The organism is Pararhodonellum marinum, from assembly GCF_015354735.1.
Taxonomy (GTDB): domain Bacteria; phylum Bacteroidota; class Bacteroidia; order Cytophagales; family Cyclobacteriaceae; genus Pararhodonellum; species Pararhodonellum marinum.
This window is the reverse complement of the sequence record NZ_JACEFJ010000001.1, coordinates 613253-638127: the sequence shown is the minus strand read 5'-3', so window position 1 is coordinate 638127 and position 24875 is coordinate 613253. Positions and strand designations below refer to the sequence as shown.

General features: G+C 40.5%; 29 protein-coding genes. 16 read left to right on the top strand and 13 right to left on the bottom strand.

Going from position 1 to position 24875, the window contains the following annotated elements:
• Positions 1-89: 89 nt before the first annotated feature.
• A complete protein-coding gene (locus H1A14_RS02770) occupies positions 90-626 on the top strand; it encodes a hypothetical protein (protein ID WP_194774659.1) in 537 nt (178 codons plus the stop codon).
• Between the two features lie 777 nt (positions 627-1403).
• Here the strand turns inward: H1A14_RS02770 and H1A14_RS02765 are convergent.
• Positions 1404-1811 carry a DoxX family protein gene (locus H1A14_RS02765; RefSeq protein ID WP_194774658.1) on the bottom strand — a complete coding sequence of 136 codons (408 nt, stop codon included), beginning with the start codon at positions 1809-1811 and terminating at the stop codon, positions 1404-1406.
• A 103-nt stretch (positions 1812-1914) separates the two neighbouring features.
• Between H1A14_RS02765 and H1A14_RS02760 the strand changes: the two genes are divergently transcribed.
• Positions 1915-2919, top strand: coding sequence for a GlxA family transcriptional regulator (locus H1A14_RS02760; protein ID WP_194774657.1), 1005 nt, complete (start codon positions 1915-1917; stop codon positions 2917-2919).
• A gap of 86 nt (positions 2920-3005) precedes the next feature.
• Here H1A14_RS02760 and H1A14_RS02755 read toward each other — a convergent pair whose 3' ends face one another.
• The 4 genes from H1A14_RS02755 to H1A14_RS02740 form a co-directional block, all read right to left on the bottom strand.
• Complete coding sequence (locus H1A14_RS02755) at positions 3006-3545, bottom strand: SRPBCC family protein (RefSeq protein ID WP_194774656.1); 540 nt, start codon at positions 3543-3545, stop codon at positions 3006-3008.
• A gap of 78 nt (positions 3546-3623) precedes the next feature.
• A complete protein-coding gene (locus H1A14_RS02750) occupies positions 3624-3974 on the bottom strand; it encodes a nuclear transport factor 2 family protein (protein WP_194774655.1) in 351 nt (116 codons plus the stop codon).
• A gap of 44 nt (positions 3975-4018) precedes the next feature.
• On the bottom strand, positions 4019-4903 hold the full coding sequence (locus H1A14_RS02745; RefSeq protein ID WP_228527516.1) for a VOC family protein: 885 nt from the start codon (positions 4901-4903) through the stop codon (positions 4019-4021).
• Between the two features lie 24 nt (positions 4904-4927).
• Complete coding sequence (locus H1A14_RS02740) at positions 4928-5347, bottom strand: VOC family protein (protein WP_194774654.1); 420 nt, start codon at positions 5345-5347, stop codon at positions 4928-4930.
• 149 nt (positions 5348-5496) lie between these two features.
• Here H1A14_RS02740 and H1A14_RS02735 point away from each other — a divergent pair, with 149 nt between their 5' ends.
• The 4 genes from H1A14_RS02735 (at position 5497) to H1A14_RS02720 (ending at position 10015) form a co-directional block, all read left to right on the top strand.
• Positions 5497-5850 carry an iron chaperone gene (locus H1A14_RS02735; protein ID WP_194774653.1) on the top strand — a complete coding sequence of 118 codons (354 nt, stop codon included), beginning with the start codon at positions 5497-5499 and terminating at the stop codon, positions 5848-5850.
• A gap of 1139 nt (positions 5851-6989) precedes the next feature.
• Entirely contained in the window at positions 6990-8162 is a 1173-nt protein-coding gene (locus H1A14_RS02730; RefSeq protein ID WP_228527515.1) for a bifunctional transcriptional activator/DNA repair enzyme AdaA, read from the top strand.
• Positions 8163-8267: 105 nt separating this feature from the next.
• On the top strand, positions 8268-9599 hold the full coding sequence (locus H1A14_RS02725) for an HTTM domain-containing protein (protein ID WP_194774652.1): 1332 nt from the start codon (positions 8268-8270) through the stop codon (positions 9597-9599).
• A 164-nt stretch (positions 9600-9763) separates the two neighbouring features.
• Positions 9764-10015 (top strand): hypothetical protein, encoded by a 252-nt coding sequence (locus H1A14_RS02720; RefSeq protein WP_194774651.1) that lies wholly within the window; start codon positions 9764-9766, stop codon positions 10013-10015.
• On the opposite strand, the gene H1A14_RS02715 is transcribed toward H1A14_RS02720, so the two are convergent.
• From H1A14_RS02715 to H1A14_RS02705, 3 genes are all read right to left on the bottom strand, one after another.
• On the bottom strand, positions 10012-10203 hold the full coding sequence (locus H1A14_RS02715) for a hypothetical protein (protein ID WP_194774650.1): 192 nt from the start codon (positions 10201-10203) through the stop codon (positions 10012-10014). The genes H1A14_RS02720 and H1A14_RS02715 overlap by 4 nt on opposite strands.
• 223 nt (positions 10204-10426) lie before the next feature.
• Complete coding sequence (locus H1A14_RS02710) at positions 10427-11560, bottom strand: flavin-containing monooxygenase (protein WP_194774649.1); 1134 nt, start codon at positions 11558-11560, stop codon at positions 10427-10429.
• 84 nt (positions 11561-11644) lie between these two features.
• Positions 11645-11986: a hypothetical protein gene (locus H1A14_RS02705; RefSeq protein WP_194774648.1), complete on the bottom strand. Its 342-nt coding sequence runs from the start codon at positions 11984-11986 to the stop codon at positions 11645-11647.
• 241 nt (positions 11987-12227) lie between these two features.
• Between H1A14_RS02705 and H1A14_RS02700 the strand changes: the two genes are divergently transcribed.
• Together H1A14_RS02700 and H1A14_RS02695 are read left to right on the top strand one after the other, a co-directional pair.
• Positions 12228-12995, top strand: a complete 768-nt coding sequence (locus tag H1A14_RS02700; RefSeq protein ID WP_194774647.1) for a helix-turn-helix domain-containing protein — start codon at positions 12228-12230, stop codon at positions 12993-12995.
• 87 nt (positions 12996-13082) lie between these two features.
• Complete coding sequence (locus H1A14_RS02695) at positions 13083-13706, top strand: NAD(P)-dependent oxidoreductase (RefSeq protein WP_194774646.1); 624 nt, start codon at positions 13083-13085, stop codon at positions 13704-13706.
• Positions 13707-13733: 27 nt separating this feature from the next.
• Here H1A14_RS02695 and H1A14_RS02690 read toward each other — a convergent pair whose 3' ends face one another.
• Positions 13734-14336 carry an SAM-dependent methyltransferase gene (locus tag H1A14_RS02690; RefSeq protein WP_194774645.1) on the bottom strand — a complete coding sequence of 201 codons (603 nt, stop codon included), beginning with the start codon at positions 14334-14336 and terminating at the stop codon, positions 13734-13736.
• A 151-nt stretch (positions 14337-14487) separates the two neighbouring features.
• Here H1A14_RS02690 and H1A14_RS02685 point away from each other — a divergent pair, with 151 nt between their 5' ends.
• A complete protein-coding gene (locus H1A14_RS02685) occupies positions 14488-14724 on the top strand; it encodes a VF530 family protein (protein WP_194774644.1) in 237 nt (78 codons plus the stop codon).
• Positions 14725-14844: 120 nt separating this feature from the next.
• Here H1A14_RS02685 and H1A14_RS02680 read toward each other — a convergent pair whose 3' ends face one another.
• The 4 genes from H1A14_RS02680 to H1A14_RS02665 form a co-directional block, all read right to left on the bottom strand.
• Positions 14845-15060, bottom strand: coding sequence for a hypothetical protein (locus H1A14_RS02680; RefSeq protein ID WP_194774643.1), 216 nt, complete (start codon positions 15058-15060; stop codon positions 14845-14847).
• Between the two features lie 122 nt (positions 15061-15182).
• On the bottom strand, positions 15183-15665 hold the full coding sequence (locus H1A14_RS02675) for a GNAT family N-acetyltransferase (RefSeq protein ID WP_194774642.1): 483 nt from the start codon (positions 15663-15665) through the stop codon (positions 15183-15185).
• 10 nt (positions 15666-15675) lie between these two features.
• Positions 15676-16239 (bottom strand): pentapeptide repeat-containing protein, encoded by a 564-nt coding sequence (locus H1A14_RS02670; protein WP_194774641.1) that lies wholly within the window; start codon positions 16237-16239, stop codon positions 15676-15678.
• Positions 16240-16356: 117 nt separating this feature from the next.
• Positions 16357-16950 (bottom strand): CPBP family intramembrane glutamic endopeptidase, encoded by a 594-nt coding sequence (locus H1A14_RS02665; protein WP_194774640.1) that lies wholly within the window; start codon positions 16948-16950, stop codon positions 16357-16359.
• 585 nt (positions 16951-17535) lie between these two features.
• On the opposite strand from H1A14_RS02665, the gene H1A14_RS02660 reads away from it, so the two are divergent.
• From H1A14_RS02660 to H1A14_RS02630, 7 genes are all read left to right on the top strand, one after another.
• Positions 17536-18054 (top strand): hypothetical protein, encoded by a 519-nt coding sequence (locus H1A14_RS02660; RefSeq protein WP_194774639.1) that lies wholly within the window; start codon positions 17536-17538, stop codon positions 18052-18054.
• Positions 18055-18125: 71 nt separating this feature from the next.
• Positions 18126-18869 (top strand): hypothetical protein, encoded by a 744-nt coding sequence (locus H1A14_RS02655; protein WP_194774638.1) that lies wholly within the window; start codon positions 18126-18128, stop codon positions 18867-18869.
• Between the two features lie 80 nt (positions 18870-18949).
• Positions 18950-20092 (top strand): sensor histidine kinase, encoded by a 1143-nt coding sequence (locus H1A14_RS02650; protein WP_194774637.1) that lies wholly within the window; start codon positions 18950-18952, stop codon positions 20090-20092.
• Between the two features lie 6 nt (positions 20093-20098).
• Positions 20099-21163 carry a sensor histidine kinase gene (locus H1A14_RS02645; RefSeq protein ID WP_194774636.1) on the top strand — a complete coding sequence of 355 codons (1065 nt, stop codon included), beginning with the start codon at positions 20099-20101 and terminating at the stop codon, positions 21161-21163.
• 5 nt (positions 21164-21168) lie between these two features.
• Positions 21169-22272 carry a sensor histidine kinase gene (locus tag H1A14_RS02640; protein WP_194774635.1) on the top strand — a complete coding sequence of 368 codons (1104 nt, stop codon included), beginning with the start codon at positions 21169-21171 and terminating at the stop codon, positions 22270-22272.
• Between the two features lie 48 nt (positions 22273-22320).
• Positions 22321-23043: a LytR/AlgR family response regulator transcription factor gene (locus tag H1A14_RS02635; RefSeq protein WP_194774634.1), complete on the top strand. Its 723-nt coding sequence runs from the start codon at positions 22321-22323 to the stop codon at positions 23041-23043.
• Positions 23044-23714: 671 nt separating this feature from the next.
• A complete protein-coding gene (locus H1A14_RS02630) occupies positions 23715-24872 on the top strand; it encodes a PQQ-dependent sugar dehydrogenase (RefSeq protein ID WP_194774633.1) in 1158 nt (385 codons plus the stop codon).
• Positions 24873-24875 lie beyond the last annotated feature (3 nt).

Below are 24875 nucleotides of genomic sequence, written 5' to 3'. Positions count from 1 at the left end.
CCATTTTCTTATGGAAAAAATTTTAATCTATTAGCAAAATCCAATAAATAATTATTAATTTCATGGTTTAAAGCCTATTTGAACCCAATATGCAAACCATCGGCCTACTAAAAAATGCTGTATGGATCAAAACCACCTCTTTGGTACTGATTATAGCAGTATTGATTCCTTTTCTCATCCACCTTGCTCCTCCATATTTGGGAGTTCCTGTGGGTGCCTATTTACTGCCTTTATTTTATATTCCATTTATTGCCTTGTTATGGTACGGTTGGAGGGTGGCTCTTCCGGTAGCACTTCTGGCTCCATTGCTTAACTTTTTACTTACAGGCAATCCCGATTGGGGATGGATATCTATCCTCACGCTGGAATTGACCTTATTCGTGTGCATATCCTATTTGCTTATGACCCAAAAAGAAGTGAAATGGATGGCTGCACCTTTGGCTTATCTGGGATCGGTATACCTGTCCTCCATGCTGCTTTTTTTCTATCCCATTGTGGGAGGAAATCCCGTAGCTTTTTTCTTGGATACCGTAATGAACGGAATTCCTGGTATCTGTATCCTATTATTGCTTAATGTATTATTGATAAATATCCATCCCAAAAAGAAGTTCTTCCAATTGAATTGATACTTGTAATTTTTTTTTAACTCCATATCCTAAGAGTATCAAAAAAATTTCTCACAGATTCCACAGATAACCACAGAAAAACAAAAAAATCTGTGCAAATCCGTGGAATCTGTGAGCCATTTTTTTTCTCAATCAAAACCTAAAACCTTATTATTTTTCTCACAGATAACACAGATAGCCACAGATGATTTTTGAATTCGGAGAAAATCCGTGTAATCCGTGAGCCATTTTTTTTCTCAATCAAAACCTAAAACCTTATTATTTTTCTCACAGATAACACAGATAGCCACAGATGATTTTTGAATTCGGAGAAAATCCGTGGAACCTGTGAGCCATCCTTTCTTTCTCCATCAAATCCTAATACCTTACAATTTTTCTCACAGATAGCACAGATAAACACAGAAAAAAGAATCTGTGCAAATCCGTGTAATCTGTGAGCCATTTTTTTTCTCAATCAAAACCTAAAACCTTATTACTTTTCTCACAGATAACACAGATAATCACAGATGATTTTTGAATTCGGTGAAAATCCGTGGAACCTGTGAGCCATCCTTTCTTTCTCCATCAAATTCTAATCCCTTACAATTTTTCTCACAGATAGCACAGATAAACACAGAAAAAAGAATCTGTGCAAATCCGTGTAATCTGTGAGCCATTTTTTTTCTCAATCAAAACCTAAAACCTTATTATTTTTCTCACAGATAGCACAGATAACCACATAAAAAAGAAAATCCGTGGAATCCATGAGAAATCAATTCTATTGTTTGTGTATTCATTTTAACCTTCACATGCATATAAAACCCCGAGCACCGCCAAAATTAATACGCTGTATTCCATCCCTCCACTACCATGGCCTACCACAAACCAACCATTGGGAAGATGAACCATAAAAACCCCTGCAAGAATCACCAAAAAATGGAACATCACGGCCATTTTCACACGGTAGCGGACAAGTAAAAAAAAGCCACCTACCAATTCACCAATGGTAATGCCCCAAGCTACTAACCATCCAAATGGAATACCTTGGTTCCCCAAAAATCCACCAAAATCTGTAAGAGAAGCATAATAAAACCTGGCAAAGCCATGAGTAATGAATATCAATCCCATCACCATACGCATAGTTGAAACAGCATGCTGAAAAGGGATTTTAGGCAGTTTATCTTTGGTTTTAGTTTCGTTACCCATAGTTGCTGAAATTCTGGTAAAAGCAAAATCAATTTCAACTTTAATGAAATGAATGGTCAAATACAAGATATGAATAAAACACAGACTTTAGTATATTTATTCCATGAAGCGGATAAGCATATTGATTCCTGAAGGTGACATCAGCCTAAGCAATGTGGAAGGGGTCCACCACATTTTTACCGAAGCCAACAAATGGCTGGAAAGAAAAGGTAAGCCCAGTGGGTTTCAAATTCAGATGGTAGGCAAAGAAAAAAGTTCCACCATGAAGGAGGGCTATTTTAGTATTCAACCCAAACACCGGACTTTTGAAAACATGGTAAGCGATTTGGTGATCATACCGGCGTTGCATACTGATGTGCATAGAGGGCTTGAAAAAAACAGAGACCTGATCCCATGGATTCTTGACCAACATCGGAAAGGTGCTGAAATCATGAGCCTTTGTACAGGGGCATTCCTTTTGGCGGCTACTGGTTTACTGGATGGGAAGCAATGCACAACCCACTGGATTCACGCCCATGAATTACAAGAAGAATTTCCCAAGGTCCACATTATCCACGATGAAATCATCACCGATGAGTGTGGGATTTATACTTCCGGAGCTGCTTACTCCTATCTCAACTTAATCCTATATTACCTAGAGAAATTTCATGGACGTGAAATGGTGCTCTTCTTGGCTAAGGTATTTGCCATTGACATCAACCGGAGGAGTCAAGCTGATTTCATTATTTTTCATGGGTACAAAAATCACAGCGACACCCAAATCCTGCAAGTGCAGGATTATCTGGAGGCCAATTATGCCCAACCGGTTTCGGTTGACGTTTTGGCCACTAAAGTAGCCCTTGGGCGCCGGAATTTTGAAAGAAGATTTAAAAAAGCCACCAAAACCTCGATCATTTCATACCTACAAAGGGTAAGGGTCGAAGCCGCCAAAAAACAACTGGAAATTGGAAGTGAAAACATTTCAGAAGTCCAATACAAAGTAGGCTATTCCGACCCAAAGGCATTTAGAGACGTTTTCAAAAAAATCACCGGACTGACTCCCCTGGAATACAAAAACAAATTTCATATCATGGATCCCGTAAAAGCCTACAGTCATTCACTTCAGTGAGCCTTCAGAAATCCACTTTCTGGAAATCAAATCGAAATTTGATCCCTCTTGATACTACCGAGTCCAAATCTAGCTTTCATCCCCAATTAGGAAACTTCACCATTTTCCAACACTTTTTTTAAGTTGTTGGAATTGTAATCCATATCTTTTTGAAGCATGCTTTTGATGAAAGGATTCATGAGATTCATCGGAAAGGGATTTCTTGATTGGAAAACCGTCGTGACTTTGGACTGTTCCGGCCCCACAGCCACTACTTCCGTATAGGCCTGATTGACCGCTTTGAAAGGCTTCTCAAAACGCAACTCCACCTCATACCTTTTTCCCTCAATGATCTCTTTGATCTCCTGCTCCCCTACTCCAACGTTCTTGTCTTCACTGTGCCAGGCAGCCACAAATCCAACTGTTCCGTCTTGGCCCCGGTAATCCAATTTAACATTGGGATCCGCCATGACCCATTTGCTGTACTGCTCTTGGTTTTTAAGGTGGCTTACAAATTCAAACACTTCATTCTGAGGTTTATTGATCACTACTTCCGAAGTAATCACACATTCTTTTTTCATGATCAGCGCCGTCAAAAGCAAGACCAAAACAATGGCTCCTAAAGTAATCAAAATGGTTTTTAACATGATACTTGAATAAGGGTTATTACACTGACTTACAAAAAGGTGTATTTCATTAGGATTTGAGGTAATACGTACTCAAATTTAAACAATTTTAATCACAAACGACTCCATGGTTTTTACCAAATAATTTTTATCGCCATTTAGCTCATACATGTCACAAAAGGCATATTTTTTTCCATCTTTCATGAAGAGTGTGCCCGATACGGCTGCTTTTTTCCCATCCATCACATATTTCTGAATTTGGGTTTCCATGCCTTCTTCCATTTTCATTTCATGGAGGAAATCGACAAATTCCTTTTTTCCTTGCAAGATCCTATCCCCTACCATGTTCCATCTGATATCCTCTGAAGCATGCTGGATAATATAATCCAAATTACCTTTCGCATAGGCTTCATTCAATTCCACCCAAAATTCTTCCATTTCATTTTTCATATTTATATTATTTTGATATTTAGTTAGCCAATGCATTCTCCAACTCAATGATGTTTAATTTCTTCATAGGCATAAAGGCCGCTGTCAGTTTTTTGGCTTTTTTGGGGTCCGCCATTCCATCCGAAAGCATTTTGGGCACCACCCTGCCATGAGATGCCAAAATGGTCATAAAGCCAGCCACATTGAACCTCATCCCCTCCTCCTTCAGTAAGTTTTTCCCAGTAATGATCAATCTCTTCTTGGGTGTCACAATGGACTATAAATGAGATGGCCGGAGTAAAGCCGAATGTTTGGGAAATTGAACTTTCCATGATCGTGAAGGTAGATCCATTGAGGTAAAATTGGGCATGCTTGACCTTGTCAGGCCCCTCCCCTTCCTCTTCTGTAAATCTGGCAATGCCTTCCAAAGTAGCCTCTTTAAAGATGCCCATATAAAATTCTATGGCAGACTCCGCCTTCCCGAATTTATCTCCAACAAAGAGTAAAGAGGGCACGAATTTTTGTTTGACATCTGATATTTTTCCCAATGAAATCTGCCAGGCAACGCCGAATTTATCATTGAGGAAACCATATTTTTCACTCCAGTCATATTTGTCAAAAGGCATCATCACTTGCCCTCCCTGTTGCAAGGCTTCCCAATACTTTTCCGCCTCCGCCAAGGTTTCACAGGTGACATAAAAAGAAATCCCTGGTGAGAAAGGATACTGGTGATTGCCATTGAGTGCCAAAAATTCCTGTCCGTGTAGCTTAAAGCTGCAGGACATGAGGGTCCCCTCAGGCATCCCATGCTGATCTTGTCCGGCTTTTTCAAAATAAGCCTTATGACCTATTTCGGAATTCCCAAAAAGCTCAACATAAAACGAAACTGCTTCCTCGGCCTGCCGATCAAACCAGAGGCACGGAATGATCGGATAAATAGAATTGGACATGATTAAGGGGTTTTAAATTTCAATTCATTCTTTGTTGGGCAACTCAAAGTCGAGCATCCAATCTTTACCATACTTATCCTGTATGGAGGCAAAAAGGCTGCCCCAGAAAGATTCTTTGAGTTCATCATACACTTTTCCTCCTTCTTTCAAAAGGTCATATACCTTTCTGATTTCCTCTTCAGAATCAAAGTTGACAGCAAGACCTACTTCTGTTCCAGCCTTAAATCCACCTGGAGGAGTCATGTCTGTCCCCATGATGATAAAGTCCCCATGGGAAAGACTGGAATGAAGGATGCGGTCTTGTTTATCTGGGGGCGTCTGTTCGGACATTGGAGATTCGCCAAAGGTCTGGAAGGTCAGTTCTCCCCCGAAACATTTCTGGTAGTAGGTCATGGCTTCCCGGCAATTCCCATCGAAGCCAAGGTATGGATTGATTTTGATCATACTTTGCTGGATTACAAATTTATAGTGCTTGTACAAATTTAATGGATTCAGAATCCAGAAGACATGTGCAAATCCGACAAAGTCATGGGTTGATTGCGACAGCTTTAAAGCCTACTTTTATGGGAACAAATTTGACAAAAAGCTTGACCATGAAAAACCCTCCCGATAACATTGAAGCCTACTTTGATCAATTTCCTGCTGCTGTCAAAAAAATGCTTAATGAAATCAGGCAGACCATCCAACTCGTCGTGCCAGATGCAGAGGAGTGTATCAGCTACGGGATTCCCACATTTAAACTTCATGGTAATCTGGTCCATTATGCAGCCTTCAAAAACCATATCGGATTTTATCCTACGCCTTCAGGCATGGAAGCTTTCCCTGCTGAGATAGTTAAATACAAACGGGGGAAAGGATCCCTTAATTTTCCTTTTAATGAACCCTTGCCTTTGGATTTTATAAGGGAGGTGGTAAAATTCAGGGTAAAAGAAAATCTTAAAAAATAATCATTACGATAGACTTGATTTTTCTCACAGATAACACAGATGACCACAGAAAATCAAGAAAAAATCTGTGCAAATCCGTGGAATCTATGAGCCAATTTTTTTTCTCAATCAAAACCTAAAAGCTTATAATTTTTCTCACAGCTGGCACAGATGACCACAGAAAAACAAAAAAATCTGTGCAAATCCGTGGGATCTGTGAGCCAATTTTTTTTCTCAATCAAAACCTAAAAGCGTATAATTTTTCTCACAGATAACACAGATAGCCACAGAAAAACAAAATAAAAATCTGTGCAAATCCGTGGGATCTGTGAGCCATTTTTTTCTCGATCAGAACCTGAAACCTTATTATTTTCTCACAGATAACACAGATAGCCACAGATGATTTTTGAATTCGGAGAAAATCCGTGGAACCGGTGACCCATCTTTTCTTTCTCAATCAAAACCTAAGACTTTACAGTTTTTCTAACAGATAGCACAGATAGCGACAGAAAAAAAAAAAAATCTGTGCAAATCCGTGGAATCTGTGAGCCAATTTTTTTCTCAATCAAAACCTAAAAGCGTATAACTTTTCTCACAGATAACACAGATAGCCACAGATGATTTTTGAATTCGGAGAAAATCCGTGGAACCGGTGACCCATCTTTTCTTTCTCAATCAAAACCTAAGACTTTACAGTTTTTCTAACAGATAGCACAGATAGCCACAGAAAAACAAAATAAAAATCTGTGCAAATCCGTGGGATCTGTGAGCCATTTTGTTCTCGATCAGAATCTGAAACCCTATTATTTTCTCACAGATAACACAGATAACCACAGAAAATCAAGAAAAAATCTGTGAAAATCCGTGGAATCTGTGAGCCAATTTTTTTCTCAATCAAAACCTAAAAGCGTATAATTTTTCTCACAGATAGCCACAGATGATTTTTGAATTCGGAGAAAATCCGTGGAACCGGTGACCCATCTTTTCTTTCTCAATCAAAACCTAAAACCTTAATATTTTTCTCACAGATAGCACAGATTACCACAGAAAAACAAAAAGATCCGTGGGATCTGTGAGCCATAAAAAATTACTTGTCTACTTTTCGGTTGTACCTGCTTACAAAAGCACGGACATTTGTAGAAATCATTCTAAATTGAACCATGGAAAACAGCTTGAACCAACTTCGTCAACCTACCCATCTCCCCCATACATTCTTTGAAGATGGTCTTTTAGTTACCAATAATAAGATTGGCGCGGATGATGATCCAAGCTTCGAGCGGATGTTTCAGGCTGTGCTTGAAAAAGACAGCACCTTCGAAGGGGTATTTTTTACGGGAGTCAAAACTACGGGGATTTTCTGCAGACCTACCTGTACGGCCAAGAAGCCAAAAATAGAAAACGTGGAATTTTTTAATGACACTAAAGCAGCCATGTTAAAGGGATACAGGCCCTGTAAAATATGCAGGCCTCTGGAAAACCCAAGTAAAACGCCCGATGCGATTAAGGAAATCATGAACTTCATCACGCAAAACCCTTTTTTAAAAATAAAAGACTATGATCTGGTCAAAAAAGGGCTGGATCCCACACAAGTCAGGCGTTGGTTTCAGAAAAATCACGGCATGACCTTTCATGCCTATCAGCGGTTGTATAGACTAAATTCAGCATTCAAAAAAATTAAAGAAGGAGAAAGCATTACAGGAACTGCATTTGAAAGTGGATTTGAATCACTAAGCGGTTTTCAGGATAGTTTCAGGCAGATCTTTGGCGTGTCACCTACCGACGCCAAAAAACAAACCATACTGGACCTCAAAAGAATCGAGACCCCGCTAGGAACCATGGTGGCCTGCGCCAGTCCTGAAGGCATCTGTCTATTGGAATTTACCGATAGAAAAATGCTGGAAACCTCTCTGAAAAAATTGGCAAAATCCCTGAACGCCACCATCATCCAAGGTGCCAATGTGCATTTTGAAACGCTGGAAATGGAATTGAGTGCTTATTTTGAAGGAAAGCTGAAAAATTTCGAAACCCCTTTACATCTGATCGGATCTGAATTCCAGCTTTGTGTTTGGAATATGCTTAAAGACATCCCTTACGGTGCTACCAGAAGCTACAAGCAACAGGCGGAGGCCATTGGAAAACCCAGTTCGGTTCGCGCAGTCGCCAACGCCAATGGCATGAACAAAATTGCAATACTTATCCCTTGCCACCGGGTGATCGGTACAGACGGGCAACTTACTGGCTATGGCGGAGGAATTTGGCGGAAAAAGAAATTGCTTATGTTAGAAAAAACCCTTCCCCCATCAGACCTTTTTGGTGGACAAAATTTAGGATGAGAGCTCTGGGTTTTTGTGTCAAGCAGGATTTCTTTTATTTGCTTTCGATGCATTCCTCAAGGAGCATTTTCTATTATCTTTGAAGCCGATACCGATTTAAGAAACATGGCCAATTCCGATGCTTTGAAAGCCTCCCTTTTTAAACCTGTGGACAATACATTTTTGGTGGTCTTTAGGGTGGCGTTTGGCTTTCTGATCACTGCTGAAGCTTGGGGAGCTATTATGACCGGATGGGTCAGACGCGCATTTGTGGAGCCGGTGATGACTTTTCCTTTTTTGGATTTCCCCTGGTTACAACCCCTACCTGGAAATGGCATGTATGTCTACTTCATCATCATGGGAGGGTTTGGGATTTTGGTGATGCTGGGGTATTATTACCGCATCGGCATCGTGGGCTATACCATACTCTGGTCCATGGTCTATTTCATGCAAAAGACCCATTACAACAACCACTATTACCTGCTCATTTTGCTATGTCTGTTCATGTGCCTGGTGCCTGCCCACAGGGCTTTTTCATTGGATGTCAAAAGGAAACCGGAAATCCGCAGCCAATTCTGTCCGAATTGGTGCCGCTGGATTTTTATTATCCAAATGGGCATCGTATACACCTATGCAGGAATAGCCAAAATCAACACAGACTGGCTGCAAGGCATCTCTACCAAGGTTTTGTTGAGCACCAAGCAACATTATTGGCTGGTCGGAGAATGGCTTCAGCAGCCCATCATGCATTTTTTCGTAGCCATAGGCGGTCTGCTTTTTGATCTATTCATCACACCCCTGCTGCTGTGGAACAAAACCCGGAAGTGGGCCTTTATGGTTTCCATCTTTTTCCACCTATTCAATTCCTTTATCTTTCAAGTGGGTATTTTTCCCTACATGAGCATAGGATTGTGCATCTTTTTCTTTCCACCGGATCAGGTTCGGGAGACCTTTTTCCCAAAACGGATTCCTATTCCCCATCCACCCAACTATCGTTATCAACCCTATCTGATTTATGGAATGATGCTTTGGTTTTTGGTTCAGGTGATGCTTCCTTCCCGGCATTGGTTGTTTGACAGCAATGTGCATTGGACCAATGAGGGCCATCGCCTGTCCTGGAGGATGATGTTGAGGATGCAGTATGGTCATGTAAGTTTCCAAGTGGTAGATGGGGAGTCTGGGGAAACAGAACTGGTCAACCTATCAGATTACCTAACTCCCAAGCAAATGAATGCAGTAGCAACCCATCCAGACATGTGCTGGCAATTTGTACAGCGGTTGAAGGAGGAATACAGTGCCAAAGGAAAAGCCCGTGTGGCCATTTATGCGAAAGGCATGGTCAGCCTGAATCAGCGTCCTTACCAAGCCCTTTATGATCCTACTGCGGATCTGGCTCAGGTGGATTGGTACCGGTTCAAAAGTGCGGATTGGTTGCTGCCTTTGGAGTCAGAAAAATAAAATAAGGACCAAAATTCCGAGGTGACTAATCGCTGTTTTGGTTTAACCGATCAAGAATAGGCTTTTTTTACTTATCCCTTTTATCCTGCATTGCTGTAGCCCCATGTTGAGTACAATTGATTTTTAGCTTAATTTTTAAAAAAAAGATGGAACCTGCTAAAACAATGACCGGTAACAATCCTACCTGGCTGAATCGCTTGGTGTATGCTTTGATGATTTTGGTATCATTAATCAATTATTTTTGGCTAAAGGAAACAAGTCAGGCCTTTGTCACTTTTATGCTGGCTTTGGCTTTTGATCCATTCGATCCTTCCGTAAAATGGCAGGATCGGCCCTTGTGGCAAAAAGTTTGGTTGATTGGGCACCTTTTGATCGGTGTAATCATTTTAATGATGCTGATTTTAAATAAAAATTAACGTCTGGAGAGCATCGTAAATGGAAACAGCAATAAATTCCGGATGAAGGTAAATGATAGATCTATGGCGAAACCCAATAACCTAAAAGGCAATACCAATAACCAAATGATTGGATAAAGCACAATGGCCAGAATGGCTATTGGCCAGCACAACACCAACAAGATAAACCAAAGTAAGAAACCTACCATAAGCACAAATATTTCAAAAATAATATCAACTTTGATACCATGTTAGAAGTATTTGATAATGAATCAATTAAATAAAATGAAAAAGCAAAAGAGGGATATAATTGAACAGTAGGTGTTCGAAAATGAACCCCTGATTAAAATTGACCTGGGTTCAAATTATATTCGAGAATCTTATGGCACCGTTCTATTTGGATTCAACAAGCTTACGACCCTGCTTTTAACATCAGGTTTGAAATCGGATTTTTTTTGCAATATCTTCTGAGATGTACAAGGCGTCATGCTTGATTTCCCGGATCTGACCGGTGGGACTTACCCAAAATCCACAAAAATACAAACCGTCCCTGCCAAATTGCTTTTGTTTCCTGATGCTGAATTTAAGGTCTTCAAAACGGCTTTCGGCAATATCTAAAATTTCTACAGACTTTTTGTGAAATCCAATTCCGGCTATGATCGCACCGAATTCTTCTGACCTTCCATCTTCAAAATGTACTGTGTTTCCTTCGATTTCCTTTACACCCGGAAATATGGAAACATGACCTTTTCGGATCAATTTTATCGTGCCGATGTCCAAGACCGGTATTTTCCCTGTTGTGATGATTTGTTCCGCTGGTCCATAAGAAGGTGTTTTCAAACCAATCTTGTTGAGATCCCCCACCAAAAGCTTGATCAAAGGACCATTCATCTGATCAACCAACTTTGGGGGCAGTTTCCTGTTCAATATGGAAAGTTGGGTCACATCAATCCCAAAAACCTCCCTGGGTACAACATTGACCGGAGATCTCACTGACATGGCAGGTTGGGCACCTTGTTCATGCAAATCTATGGCAATTTCACAGGCCGAATTGCCAAAACCAATCACCAGTACTTTTTTTCCGGCATATCGCTTACCTGTTTTGTATTCGCTACTGTGCAGGATGTCTCCTTGGAAAGTATCCATCCCTTTGATATTAACTTCCCGAGGCTTGCCATAAGCTCCTGTGGCCATGATTAAATAATCGGACTTGATTTTACCCTTGGTAGTTTCGATGAACCAAGCTCCTTTATCCCTGAAAATTTTTTTTGCTTCTTTTTCCAATTGAACCTTGATACCAAACTCCTTTCGATAGGATTCCAGGTATTCAATGACTTGAAGTCTGGATGGATATTTGGGATAATCAGCAGGCATGCTTTTGAAAGGGAGGGCAGATAGCCTTTTATGGGTATGCAGGTGCAACCTTTCATAGTGGCGGTGCCATGAATCCGCTATCCGGGAGGATTTTTCGATCAGCAGATAGGGTATATTTTCTTTCTGCAAACAAGCGGCGGCAGCCAAGCCGGAAAAACTAGCCCCAATGATACATACTTTAGTGTTTTCCATATTATCCTCGTTTTTTTGACCAATGTTCAAAAATTTAGACAGCATGGCCTTCCCTGCCAGTTTTTTGTCCAAAACCAGACTAACCTATTCCACCTCTAAGGCTGTTACTTCGATAAACACTGGTCTCATATCTACAGGATACCCCTCGATTTCATCGCCACTCACCGTTACTTTTTTTCCAACATACTGATCCAGATCCACAGTAGCGCTCCTCAATGCATAGAGGATGTTCTCAGTCTGATTGCCAGTTGTTGAGGCATTTCCTGTAAGGGTATGGGTTCCGTATTGGTAGGTAGTCATGCCGGTTTTTTCCAGAACACCTGTCCATTTTGAAACCTCTCCATTGGCTTGGCTCGTATTTTTCTGACAGGATGTGAATAGAATCAGGCAAAACAAGAAGACGACAACATTACATTTTTGGTACATAAGATTGATATTTAAATACATGAATTATCTATCTCAATATACTTTTTTCAAGTGAATCTTCTATGGATATAAGTCAAATCTATTGGGCTGGAAATTGATTAAATATTGAAAATCACCCCACTCCCACTCTGGGAAGTCCAATCAAAAAAATTCTAAAGTATGTACAGAAAACTTTATCCTGTAAATAAAATCAATTTAGAGTTGGGTTGACCTTTTGGTCTGGCTCGGGTAAATTTATAGCATGATTACTGCCTACAATCCCAAAAATCTGCACCTCGAGTCCTTGGTTCACAAAATTATGGTGATTGAAACCCATGATGAAGAAATACAGGTGGAGTTACCCTTCTTTGCAGATGGATTTCCTGGCATTTTGTATTATGAAGCTGCTCAGGGTGTGTACCTCAGCGGCAAAAGGCTTTCTGAATTAATGCTTTATGGACAGACCATTTCTCCCATTACTTTGCAGATCAAAGGCTCCTATAAGCTCATCATTCTTCAACTTTATCCTTTGACTTCCAAATTGCTGCTTTCCATCGATCCAGCCACACTTAATGAGGATTGCCATGACCTTGCCGGGGTTTTTGAACCCGGTACCCTGGATGTACTTAAAAAACTAAAATCCACACCGGATCAAATCCAGCATTTGGAAACCCTACTTGAACAAAAACTTAGGAACACAGCCTCCGGTCCTGCCGAAAGTATACAGCTGGCCCTTCAGCTGATCTGGAAAAGTCGCGGACAGATGGGCATGCATCAATTGAGTCAAAGACTTCCCTTTTCCGAACGGACTTTCGAAAGACAGTTCAAAAGTCACATAGGCATCAGCCCCAAACAGTTCGCCAAGATCATACAGTTCAATGCCTCTTTGCTGCAACTTTCAGAAGAGCGCTTTCAAAAATTAACCGATGTGGCTTTTGACAACGGTTTTAGCGATCATTCCCATTTCATCAAAACATTTCGCCGCTTTGCCGGAAAAAGCCCCAAAGAATTCCTGGACCAGATATCATGACCCTTTTCCTCAGATTTTTTGACGGTTTTTTACAAGTCTGTGGTAAAGTTTTGTTCGAGATTTGGAGGAAACAAAAATCGATCAATCATGAGAGTTTTGGTATTTGGAGCCAATGGCACGGTTGGAAAACACCTGGTCAGCCAAGGGCTGGAAAAGGGGCATTTCGTCACAGCATTTATGCGACACCCGGAAAAGTTGGCATTTCAACACCCTTCCCTACAAAAGGTTAAGGGCGATGTGCTTGATCCACAGTCCATAAGAAAAGTAATGGATGGGCAAAATGCGGTTTTGATAAGCTTGGGAGACGGGCGAAAAGGAACAGTAAGGGCTTATGGAACCGCACAGATTGTCAAGAGCATGGAAGATGCCGGTGTAAACCGACTGATCTGTCAAACCACACTGGGTTGTGGGGAAAGTTGGCAGAATCTGAATTTCTTCTGGAAAAAGGTGATGTTTGGATGGTTTTTAAAAGCTGCTTTTGAAGACCACCAACTTCAGGAAAAACATGTGATGGAAAGTGGCCTGGACTGGACGATTGTCAGGCCTGGAGCATTCACAGATGGGCCGCTGACCAAATCCTATCGGGAAAACTTTTCACCTGAGGCCACTGATTTGAAACTCAAAATATCAAGAGCTGACCTTGCCTATTTTATCCTTCATGAAATAAATGAAGCAAAATACCTTAAGCAGGCAGTTGGTCTTTCCTATTGATCATGAAACAAAATGTATCATTTCACTTCAAAAGTCTTCCTCACCTGTTACCCGCCATAGGAAGATGACATGCTCTGCCCCATCCTCCATGACTATCTTTCTGGTTTCCTCAGGCTCCCAATCCCCCATGTCAAACCGGTGTGAAATCACGCGCGTTCCGGGCTCCAGTTGCAAAATTCTGGGTCTGAGCTTGAGGTTGATATCCGGAAAAAGGTAGAGCACCAAAACGGTGGCTTCGCTCAAATCCATGGCAAAAAGATCCCCCTGAACAAAGGTCACCAGATCGGATACTCCGGCTATTTGTGCATTTTCATTGGCCTCATTGACCAATTCTGCATCTATTTCTACCCCGAGTGCCCTGATCCCAAATTGCCTGGCCGCTGCGATGGGTATCCGGCCATCCCCTGAACCCAAATCATACAATACATCCTCAGACGTGACCTCAGCCAATTGGAGGATTTCCTGGATTACCGCGGGAGGTGTGGTCACATAAGGTACTAAGTCCGAAAAATCGGAACCCTTGTCCTGACATAAACCACAGGTCATTGGCAAAACTACTAACCCCACAAAAAGCCAGAAGATTACTTTTTTGTTCACCTTAACTTTCAGCCTCATAAATCCAATTCCCATATCCTCTCAAGTTATACAAACCATTTCAATTTAAGAAAAACACCACTTTTAGTTTAGAACGTGTAAAAAAGCTGAATGCCAATTCCGAAATACAATTGAATTGTTGATGAGTGAGAATTGATGGCTTTATTTTTATTACTTTTGATAACCTATGGAAAATGAAAATCCTTCAACTCAACCCAACAATCCACTTCATGGGGTGAAATTAGCGGATATTTTAGAATATTTGGTGGAAAAATACGGATGGGAATACTTGGGTGAAAAAATCAACATCCGGTGCTTCACGCATGACCCATCCATCAATTCAAGTTTGAAATTCCTACGAAAAACAGATTGGGCCAGAACAAAAGTAGAGGAGCTTTATTTAAGGTCGTTGAAAAGGAGATAGTAAAATTTTGTAAACTTTTTTTCTGAAAATTAAAAATCATGAACCTTGTAAGGAATATAAGGTCATTTAAGTTTGTTTAAAAAAGATTAGGTTTTGAGGATTTTTAAAAAAGTGACTTTTTTATGAATTGTTTTTTGGAGGAAATTGAATTAGCCAATCATTTAAATTTGAAATAGGCCCAACTGATGAGTATTCCAAATTATTTTCCATTTGAGGTACCTCTTCATTGCCGGTTTGGTTTTCTTTTCCCATCAACCAAAAGTTATACAATATTGCCAGAAAGATCATAAAATAATATCCTCTATGACCAGCTATTTTATTTTCAATTTTTCCCATGGCGAAAGAATCGTTCATTCAAAACCTTATTTCACACGATATTAGGACTATATCGCTATGCAGTCAAAAAAAAGGGATCAACTGTCAAGTAAATGGGATGGAATGATCTAACATCGGCTTGGCTAACTTGACTCACTTTTCTGCCAAGTATCCAGACGATAATAAAAATGCTGTACATCCTCTTCACCCTGATGTGGGGTATTTCTGTAAAACTGCACCGCATGCGCCTCTTCCCTATCGGCCTGGACAAACACCTCTTCAAAATCATTTTCCTGGCAGTAAGCATTCAATCCTTCAATCAACCTTTTGCCAATTCCATGTCTTTGAAGGTGCTTAGCCACCGCCAAATCATACAAATAAGCCAAAGGTCTTTCTGAATGATACTGGTCCAGAACGTATGCTGTCAAACCTCCCACTACGGCTTTTTGATGGATGGCAACGTATACGATGAACTTATCTGAACGCAAAAGTGAATTAAGGTGCCTCTCAGAAGGAAGAGGCGCCTGAGGCAATTCGAAAACAGATTCAAAAAGATGGATAAGCTCCACAAAATACCCAATATCTGTAGGTTTTAGTCTTTTGATCAGTATCGTTGCATCTTTCATGGGTGAGGCCTTAGGGTTCTATATGGAGTTGATGTTTCTTTAAAAGCCCAGGCAATCCTGAGAGCGAAAATTTGGCTTTCCTGATCCGATTGGTTTCCGGATCTATTTCAAAGTTTTGGGCATTTCGGAAATCGGCTTTTTCAAGTATGGTCCTCTCAAAGTTGGCCATCAACAGATTGCTACCATCAAAACTCGCTCCTGTCAAATCACTTTGAGAAAAATCCACTTCCTTTAGCTGGGTTTGATAAAAGACAGTGTGTTGGATTTTGGTATTGAAAAATGAAGCATGGTCCAGGACACAAGTGTGGAATGAAAAAACCAACCCAAATGGATTGCAGGTATCAAATCGCCAGCCCAACATTTTGCATTCCCTAAACTCCACCTCTTGGAAAGAAGCATCCCTTAATTTGGCCAGACTCATGTTGCAGGCCAAAAACCCGCAGGATGTAAAGATGCATGCTGAGAGATCACTTTCGGAAAAGTCACAGTGCAGAAACCTGCAGTTTTCAAACTCCCCAGTCACTTTTTCCTTTCCAAAGGATACCCTTTCGAAAGTCTTGTCTTTTACATACATTTAATTCAATGATTTCGGTTAATCAAAGCATTTACTCTTCCATCAAAGTTACAAAAGGCAGAATACTTTTTGTTCCGTAGATTCAAATCCTTTTTGGAATCTATTTTACTCTAGGATTTATTTCAATACCCCTTGAATGATAGGTAATAAAGCCAATATCCCATTGCCCAGATAATGGACAATAAAACCAGCCCAGGTATTTTGGAATTTTTGTGACACAAAGCTTACAGTTAATGTAGTTGGCAACAGATAAATGATGGTCCATGGATATATGGGGGTATGAAATAAGCACCAAAATATGCCGTGATAGACCCATGTTACCTTTCCCCAGGTCAGTTCTTGCCTGGGTAATATATATCCCCTAAACCATAGCTCTTCTCCCAAAATATTAAAGAAAGTCAGGAAAATGAAATAAACCGGGATGATCCAATAGGTGCCCTTTAAGGGAATTCCCATAAAGTTCCTGAGGCCATCGACTGGCAAGGCCTTTTTGGGATTGAGGATGTCAGGAAAAAAATCAGGAGGGGAAAACAACGGAAAGGAGGCAATATAAGTGGATGTCGGTATCAATATACCTGTAATCAAAAATCCAATCAAAAATAAAACAAAGCACCAAAAGATTTCTTTACCTGAAAGTCTTTTTAAACGAAGCCTGTGTTTCCAATGCCTGAGATTTCCCTCCCGGGATAAGGCAAGAAAAGTTGCAACCATTAAAATTGTTAATGGAATACTATAACTAATTATAAATGACCAAAATGGATGTACGCCAGAATTTATTAACTCCGGCATTAGATTATAAATACAAATCCTAAAAAGTAATGCTGATAATCCGAAAAATAATATTGAGCCCGCTAAGCCTAATGGTTTAAAATCAACTTTACCCATATCGTTCAACTTTTAAAATTCGAACCTATCTTTGAAGTAAATTCTAAAATCTACCATACAATAAATTGATTTTAAAATATTTAAATAGACAAATTCACATTAATATTGAGTTCTTTAGGATGTAAAATTTTTTCTCTAAAATGAAAAAAAATAAAAATAAATCTATTCCCAAATCGGATAAAAATCAATAGATCAAAACAATTTTTCAATATTAAATTGAATACGATTAATTGGTAAGGCTTGGGTGGTTTTAAGGGTTGAAAATGAAAAACCTGATTTTTAATACCTTCGGCCAAATAATAAAAATCTTATAATTTCATCCATCCTACAAATCCTGCAATCCTGTATTTGTCATCGCAACTGAAAGTTTTTTAGGACACCTTTGTCCTATTCAGTAAAATAAATCCCAAAATGAAACTGGACAGCACTATCAGTTGGATAAAAGAAAAAGATCAATGGCACCTGACCTATGGGGAAGACCATTTGATTTCATTGGGCACTCCAAGTAATGGATTCAGACCCTTTACCATGGAAGGACGGAAATTTAGAATTAAGCCACAGGGATTTTGGCAAAACAAATGGCTGATCACCAATGATTATGGGCAGCATATCCTTAATATGAAATTTGGCTTCTGGGACAGTAAAGGTAGAATTCAATTCAGGGACGGGGCTAAATTTGAATGCCGCTTTCACCAAAATCCAAATTTTATGGTCAGCATCAAAGATCTCCGGTACGGCGAAGACTTGCTTACCTATAGTCTTATTACAGAAAAAAACGGAAGCATTAAGAAAGACCTTATCCTGCATCAAAAAGAGGCATTTACAGATAAATTGCTATTTTTATTGACATTAGGTATGTGTATGACCTTGCATTACCACCACGATGGCATGGATTTAGGTACATTTTTGACTTTATGTACAGCCGGATGAGTGGGATTTCAAGTGCATTTCCAAAGCAACAAAAGTACTTGGATTCGCCAACCAACCTCGCTTATACAATCATGTCTTTAGAATTGAATTTCATCGACCGACTTAAGTTTCATCTGGTACACAACCGTAAAACCCAGCTTACGGTCGGTACAGCTTTGTTTTTGTTGAATGTCATTTGGTTAGGTCCTTTTTTGAATGCGGGCAAAGTTTCCCCCTTGTACTATTTGCTATTTCCATTTGTGCTTTCCCTGTTCCAGTTTACCAGTACACCCCTATTGCGGGGGCTGGGAATTTACAGGTACTACAGCCATTTCTTACTGGGATACTTACCTGGCAAGTCAAAACAAGAATTGCATACTGGTACTTCGTTTGACTATTTCCTACACCTCAAATGGTCCGACCGAGGTGTTAAATCAAGGGATTATATTTTTGGAGAATTGATTCAGGGCTTATTGAATTTGATCAAAGAAGTGGAAGAAGGTAGATTGCCTCTTGAACTCAACATTGTGGCCACTTCTTATTTTTTTTCTAACAGAAGTCTTGAAAAATTGGGTTTTCGACAAACCTCTGCAACTCTTTTTAACCGTTTGAACGTCCTGCTCAATTTTCTGGATATTTTCTGGATGTATTCCTTTTCGAGAAACAAATTGGTTTTTCCCAATCTTCTTAAAGTGAAAAAAATTGAAATACTGGCCGGTGAACTGCTGGAAGAAAAGGAAACCTTAAAGCAGATAAAACGAAGGTTTGAGCAAAAAAGGAATCGTCTTGATTTGCCGCTAACAGACAACTCTGATGAAGTTCATGGCAAAATTTAAAAAAATAACTTAATCAAATACTTTTAATTTTTAATATTAAACATTGATTACCAGTTATTTATGTATGATAAAGAAGAAAAATGAATAACCCAAATCTGCCCAGTCAATCCAAATTGTATTGGACCCTGCAGGTCCTGGGTTGGTCTGGTATGGCTTCTATTGCCATTTTAAATTATTCCATTTTTGCGAGTGGGGCATTTTCTTGGAAATTTGCAGCCATACAGTTCGCTGCTGCCATGGTAGGTCTGCTATTTTCTCATTTTTACAAGAAATTTTTCCTTACATCTGAAATTTGGGAAAAGTCATTTGTGGTGATATTTTTTAAAGCGCTGCAGGCTATCCTTATCATCACATTTGCCATGTCGGCGGTTACGCAGTCCGTAGTGCTGGTACAAAGTTCATTTGTCTACACCCCAATAAGCTTTGCCATTCAGTTTGTCATACAGGTTTTAAATTTCGGAGTATTTGTCGCGCCATGGGTGACCATTTATTTTATTTACAAGATCGTCAACAAAAACAGAGAAATCACTGAACAAAAACTTTGGGCAGATGCATTGACCAAAAGTTCCGAACTGGAATTGCTCAAATCCCAACTCAATCCCCATTTCCTTTTCAATGCGCTCAATTCCATAAAGGCTTTGGTGCTGCTGGACGGAGAAAAAGCAGGGTTGGCCATTTCCAAATTAAAGGAGCTTTTAAATTTCACATTAAACCATCAAAAATACCGACTTATACCCCTTGGCAAAGAATTGGCGGAGGTAGAAAAATATTTGGACCTGGAAAAAATCAGGTTTGGTAAAAGACTTGAATTCTCAATAGAAGCAAGGCCAGAAACCTTGGAGGTGGGTACCCCTCCTGCCATGCTGTTGACCCTGGCTGAGAATGCCATCAAACATGGCCTCAATCATTTACCAGAAGGTGGCTTGATTCGAATTCAAGCAGAATTGGTGAAAAATGAATTAATCCTAAAATTGACTAATAGCGGGCAACTCAAAAAAAACGCACTGCCAAGTGGAATCGGCCTGAAAACCATCAGAAACCGATTGATGCATTTATTTGGTGAGCAAGGGGAACTCGACCTCAGGCAATTACCCAACATGGAAGTCAGTGCAATCTTACGGCATCCAGCCAACAATTCAAAAGAAGCTATTTCCGCAAATCAAACTCTAATTTCAAGAAAGGAAATAGGGATTAGCGAGCAATCAACTACACCAATCAGCTGATAAGGGATGCAAAAAATCGAAAAAATTTCCAAAACCAAAATATACTGGTTGCTTCAGGTCTTGGGTTGGTCTTCCATGTCAATTACAAGCATTCTCAATCAAAAACTGCTTTTGGAAAGTAACTTAGATGCAGGTGAAATTGTCAATACTTTTGTATTTGGATTTTTCTGTCTTGGCATCAGCCATTTTTATAGAAAATGGTTTATCCCTTCATCGCTTTTTGAAAGGCCGTATCCGTTTATTTTTTTTAAAGGATTACAAGCTATTGTGGTTACTGCCGGGACGGTGGTTTTGATATTTGCAGGGATTACTTACTGGTTTTACCCTGAATATTTGACCTTTACTTATTCAATCGTTCAATTTATCAATTATGGCACCTACTTTGGCGCTTGGATTACCATTTACTTTTTCTTCAAGATTCTGGAAAGAAACAAGCAGGTGATTGAGGAAAAGTTGCTTTCAGATGCCCAGAAAAAACAAGCTGAATTGGAGTTGTTGAAATCCCAGCTAAAGCCTGAATTTTTGTTTAAAAGTCTCGAAAGTATCAAATCTCTGGCCATGCTGGATAAAGCAAAAGCGCGTGATACCCTGATCAAACTCAGTGAACTTTTGCGTTTTTCCCTCAATTATCAAAACAGTCCATTGATTAGTCTGCAAGAAGAAATGCAGGAAGTAGAAAAATACCTGATGCTGGAGAAAATCTGTAACAATGACCAGCTGAATTATAAAATATCAATGGACATTGAGGCTTTGGGTCAAAGTGTGCCTTCAACCATGGTATTTACAATGGCAGAAAACGCCGTTAATAACGGGATGAAAAATCATTGGGAAGGCGGGGAGTTATGGATCAATGCCTTCACCAAGGACAACCACATGCACATACAGGTTGACCATCTTGGGAACCTTGCTGAGATGAACATGGAAAGCGCTATGATAGACAACATTCGACAGCGTTTGGAGAAATTATTTGGCCGTGAGGCCTACTTTCACTTTTTGAATTTTGAGCCAGAAAAAGTAAGGACAGTGATTTCCTATCCTCTTCAAAAACAATATCCCAAAAACGAAGTCTAGAAGGTATGAAAAACGTCAACCGTTTATCCCACAAACAAAGGTATTGGTTGCTCCATATAGGAGGTTGGCTGGGTTTGGTCTTTGTAGAAACCATCAATTACACTTTCTTCATTGTTCGGGAATTCAAATGGGAATTCGTCATCCAATTTCTGATAATGGCCATCATTGGTATAGTGGTTTCCCATTTTTACAAAGTATGGATGATCAAACCCAAGACATTTGAACTTTCCTCTCCTACCATCTGGACCAAGGCTTTTTTGGACGTTTTGCTGATCAGTACTGCTTTGGTTATTTTTTCCTATCTGCCCGTCTTGATCGCCAATTTCGAATTATTAGAAGAAAATTGGAAGGAGGCGGCAATCAGTTTTTTTGGTCAGATCATGAATATTGCCCGGTATGTAGTGGTCTGGATCATCATTTACTATTTGTACAAAATCAGGTTGAAAAACCAAGAAATTACCGAGAAGGTGTTGAAAGCAGAGAACCTCGCTAAAACCTCTGAGCTCGAGTTGCTTAAGACCCAGCTCAACCCCCACTTTCTCTTCAATGCACTCAACAGTATCAAAGCACTCGTATTGGTTGACAGTGAAAAAGCCAGAACAGCCATCATCAAACTGAGCGAACTGCTCAGGTTTACCCTGAACTATGAAAAGTCACCCTTGATCAGCATTGAGGAAGAATTTCAGGAGGTGGAAAAATACCTGGAATTGGAAAAGATCCGGTTTGGAAATCGGCTGACCTACAAGCTGGATATGCTGGCAGCGGTACAGGAGCTTAAAATTCCCCCAGCTATGGTTTTGACCTTGACCGAAAACGCCATCAAACACGGCATCACCCAATTGCCCGATGGAGGGAATATCAGCATTAAGGCAACATTAGAGCAAGAAGCTGTTCTTATCGAGGTCTTTAATTCCGGTGAATTAAAAGCCAAAAACCTGAATGGCATAGGTCTCCAAAACATCCAAAAAAGGCTTCTAAATCTATTTGGGGAGAATGCAAGGTTTGCCTTGAATCAGGTTGAATTGGACGGGGTCTTGGCCACGTTGATTTTTCCGGTTTGCCGGGATGGACATTTGATGAAGGAGAACAACCCAAATGGTACTGGGTAATCAAAGAATAGTAATTTAAACTTAATCAAACCATAAAGCAGAAATGCCATGAGTTACAATGCAATAATCATCGACGACGAGGCTTTGGCCATCACCGAACTGGAAGTCATGCTGAAAAACTTCCCGGAAATATCCGTCATTGGAAAATCTGAGCGGGCCAGTGAGGCGGTGCAATTGGTCAATGATCTTCATCCCGATCTTATTTTTCTGGACATCAACATGCCGGGTATGAATGGTTTCGAATTGTTAGAAGAATTAGAGGAAGTTCCTGAGGTGATTTTCGTCACTGCTTATGATGAGCATGCCATCAAGGCTTTTGAAATCAATGCGCTTGATTACCTATTAAAACCCGTCAACCCAGCAAGACTGGCAGAAGCGGTCAAAAGGCTGGAAAAGAAAAGTGAAAAAATCAGGGAAAAATCCGAATCGGATCGGCTCAGTCTGGACAAGCGCATTTTTATCAAGGATGGGGAAAAGTGCTTTTTTGTTCCTGTAGCTGATATTTTTCTTCTGGAAAGTGAGGGGAATTATGTGAAGGTACATTTTGGGGACAAGAAACCTTTGCTCCATAAATCTCTGACTTATATGGAAAACAGACTGCCTTCAGATGTCTTTTTTCGGGCCAATCGGCAGTACATGTTCAACATGAATTTCGTCAAGAAAATAGACCCATACTTCAACAGCACCCTTCTGGTGGAATTACAGAGCGGACACAAAATAGACCTGAGCCAAAGACAAAGTGTAAAATTTCGGGATATTACTGGTGTGTAAGATATTTAGCTCAAAGCTCAAAACTGAAAGTAGGGTAAACAGTGAACTGAAAAACAGGATATCGGGAAAGTGAAATAGCTCGAAGGTGAAAGCTGAAAGCTGAAAGTAGGAAAAACAGTCACTTTACCGTCACGCTGAGCGGGCCGAAAGCCTGCCCGCCGAAAGCAGGGGTCTTCGTTTTTTCATAGTAATGAAACAACATTTTTACCGTCACTCTGAGCGGAGCGAAGCCTGCCCGCCAATGGAGGGAGTCTTCTTTACTTCGGAGAGATGCCCGATGATCGAAAGCCATTTTATGTTGATTGATATAATTCAGATTTACGATTTACGAATGCGGTATTACGAATGATGAAATAAGAATGGGGTCGGTGTCACTTTTTCAATAAAAACTGAAAACCAGGATATCGGAAAAGTGAAATAGCTCGAAGCTGAAAGCTGAAAATAAGGACAACCGAGAACTGAAAAACAGGGCAACAGAGAACTTGGCAACTGGACAACGGGGGTTTAGCTGAAAACTAACTCAAAAATCGTAAATCGTACATCAATAATGAGTGTTAAGCTTGCCAACAATCGGGAATTTAGGTAGTTTATGTTTTGGTAGCAAATGGACCTAAGTAAGTTGAATCATTTGAACCCTTTGGCTGACTTTCCTCTTCAGAAACTTACCTAAAATGAAAATTCCAAATCTTTTGCTTTTTTTTCTCATGGCTGGCCCTTTGCTGGCTCAGCAAGCCCAACCCATTTTGGGAGAAATGCCCCAGAAATTTCAGGAGACATTCTTACCTGAGCCGGAAGGGGTGGAAGTGGAAGTTTGGGTTGACAAGCTGCATATTCCCTGGAGCCTGGCCTTTCTACCGAATGGAGATGCATTGGTTGCCCAAAGAACCGGTGAAATCATGCGAATTCCCAAAGGGTCAAGCACACCGGTTTTGTTCCACAAAGTCTCCGATGTAAGCCCCATTGGGGATGCCGGCCTGATGGGTATGGCCCTGCATCCGGAATTTGAATCCCAACCTTTTATGTACCTGATGTATACCTATGGAGAAGACAAAGACAGGTTGACCAGTAAGGTGATTCGCATGCGGATTGAAGAGAAAGGACCCATAGAAGACATTGTGATCGTGGATAAGATTCCTGCCTTTGCCATCCATCTGGGAGGAAGGATAGCTTTCGGTCCTGATGGACATCTGTATATTGGTACCGGGGATTTAAGCCAGCCTTTTGTGGCTCAGGATTTGGAGTCTTTGGCTTCAAAGATCCTAAGGGTAACCGCTGAAGGAGATATCCCAGAGGATAATCCATTTCCTGGATCACCCATATATTCCTATGGACACAGAGTGGTACAGGGTTTTGCCTGGCATCCTGAGACCGGGACGATGTTCAACTCAGAACATGGCCCTTCCGGCGCACCGGAGGAAGGGGGTGTTCGCTATCGAGACGAAGTCAATGTGGTGCACAAAGGCAAAAATTATGGCTGGCCCCATGTGGTCGGGGCACCAGGACTAGAAGCCTATGAAGACCCCATCTTAAGTTGGAATCAAGCTGCTTTTCCACCAGCTGGTATGGCCTTTCACCAAGGTGATTTGTTTCTGGCCTCTTTGGCAGGTCAGGCTTTACTTCGGATCCGTTTTGAAGAAGATGGTGAGGACGTCATCTCCACGGAGCGGTGGTTTTCCTCTGAGCTATCAAAAGGAACCTATGGCCGGTTTCGGGATGTTACCGAAGGGCCAGATGGGTATCTCTATGTATGCACCAGCAATACGGACGGCCGAGCGGCATTGAGACCCAATGATGATAAAATATTGAGAATTAAGTGGCGGAAACCATAAAGA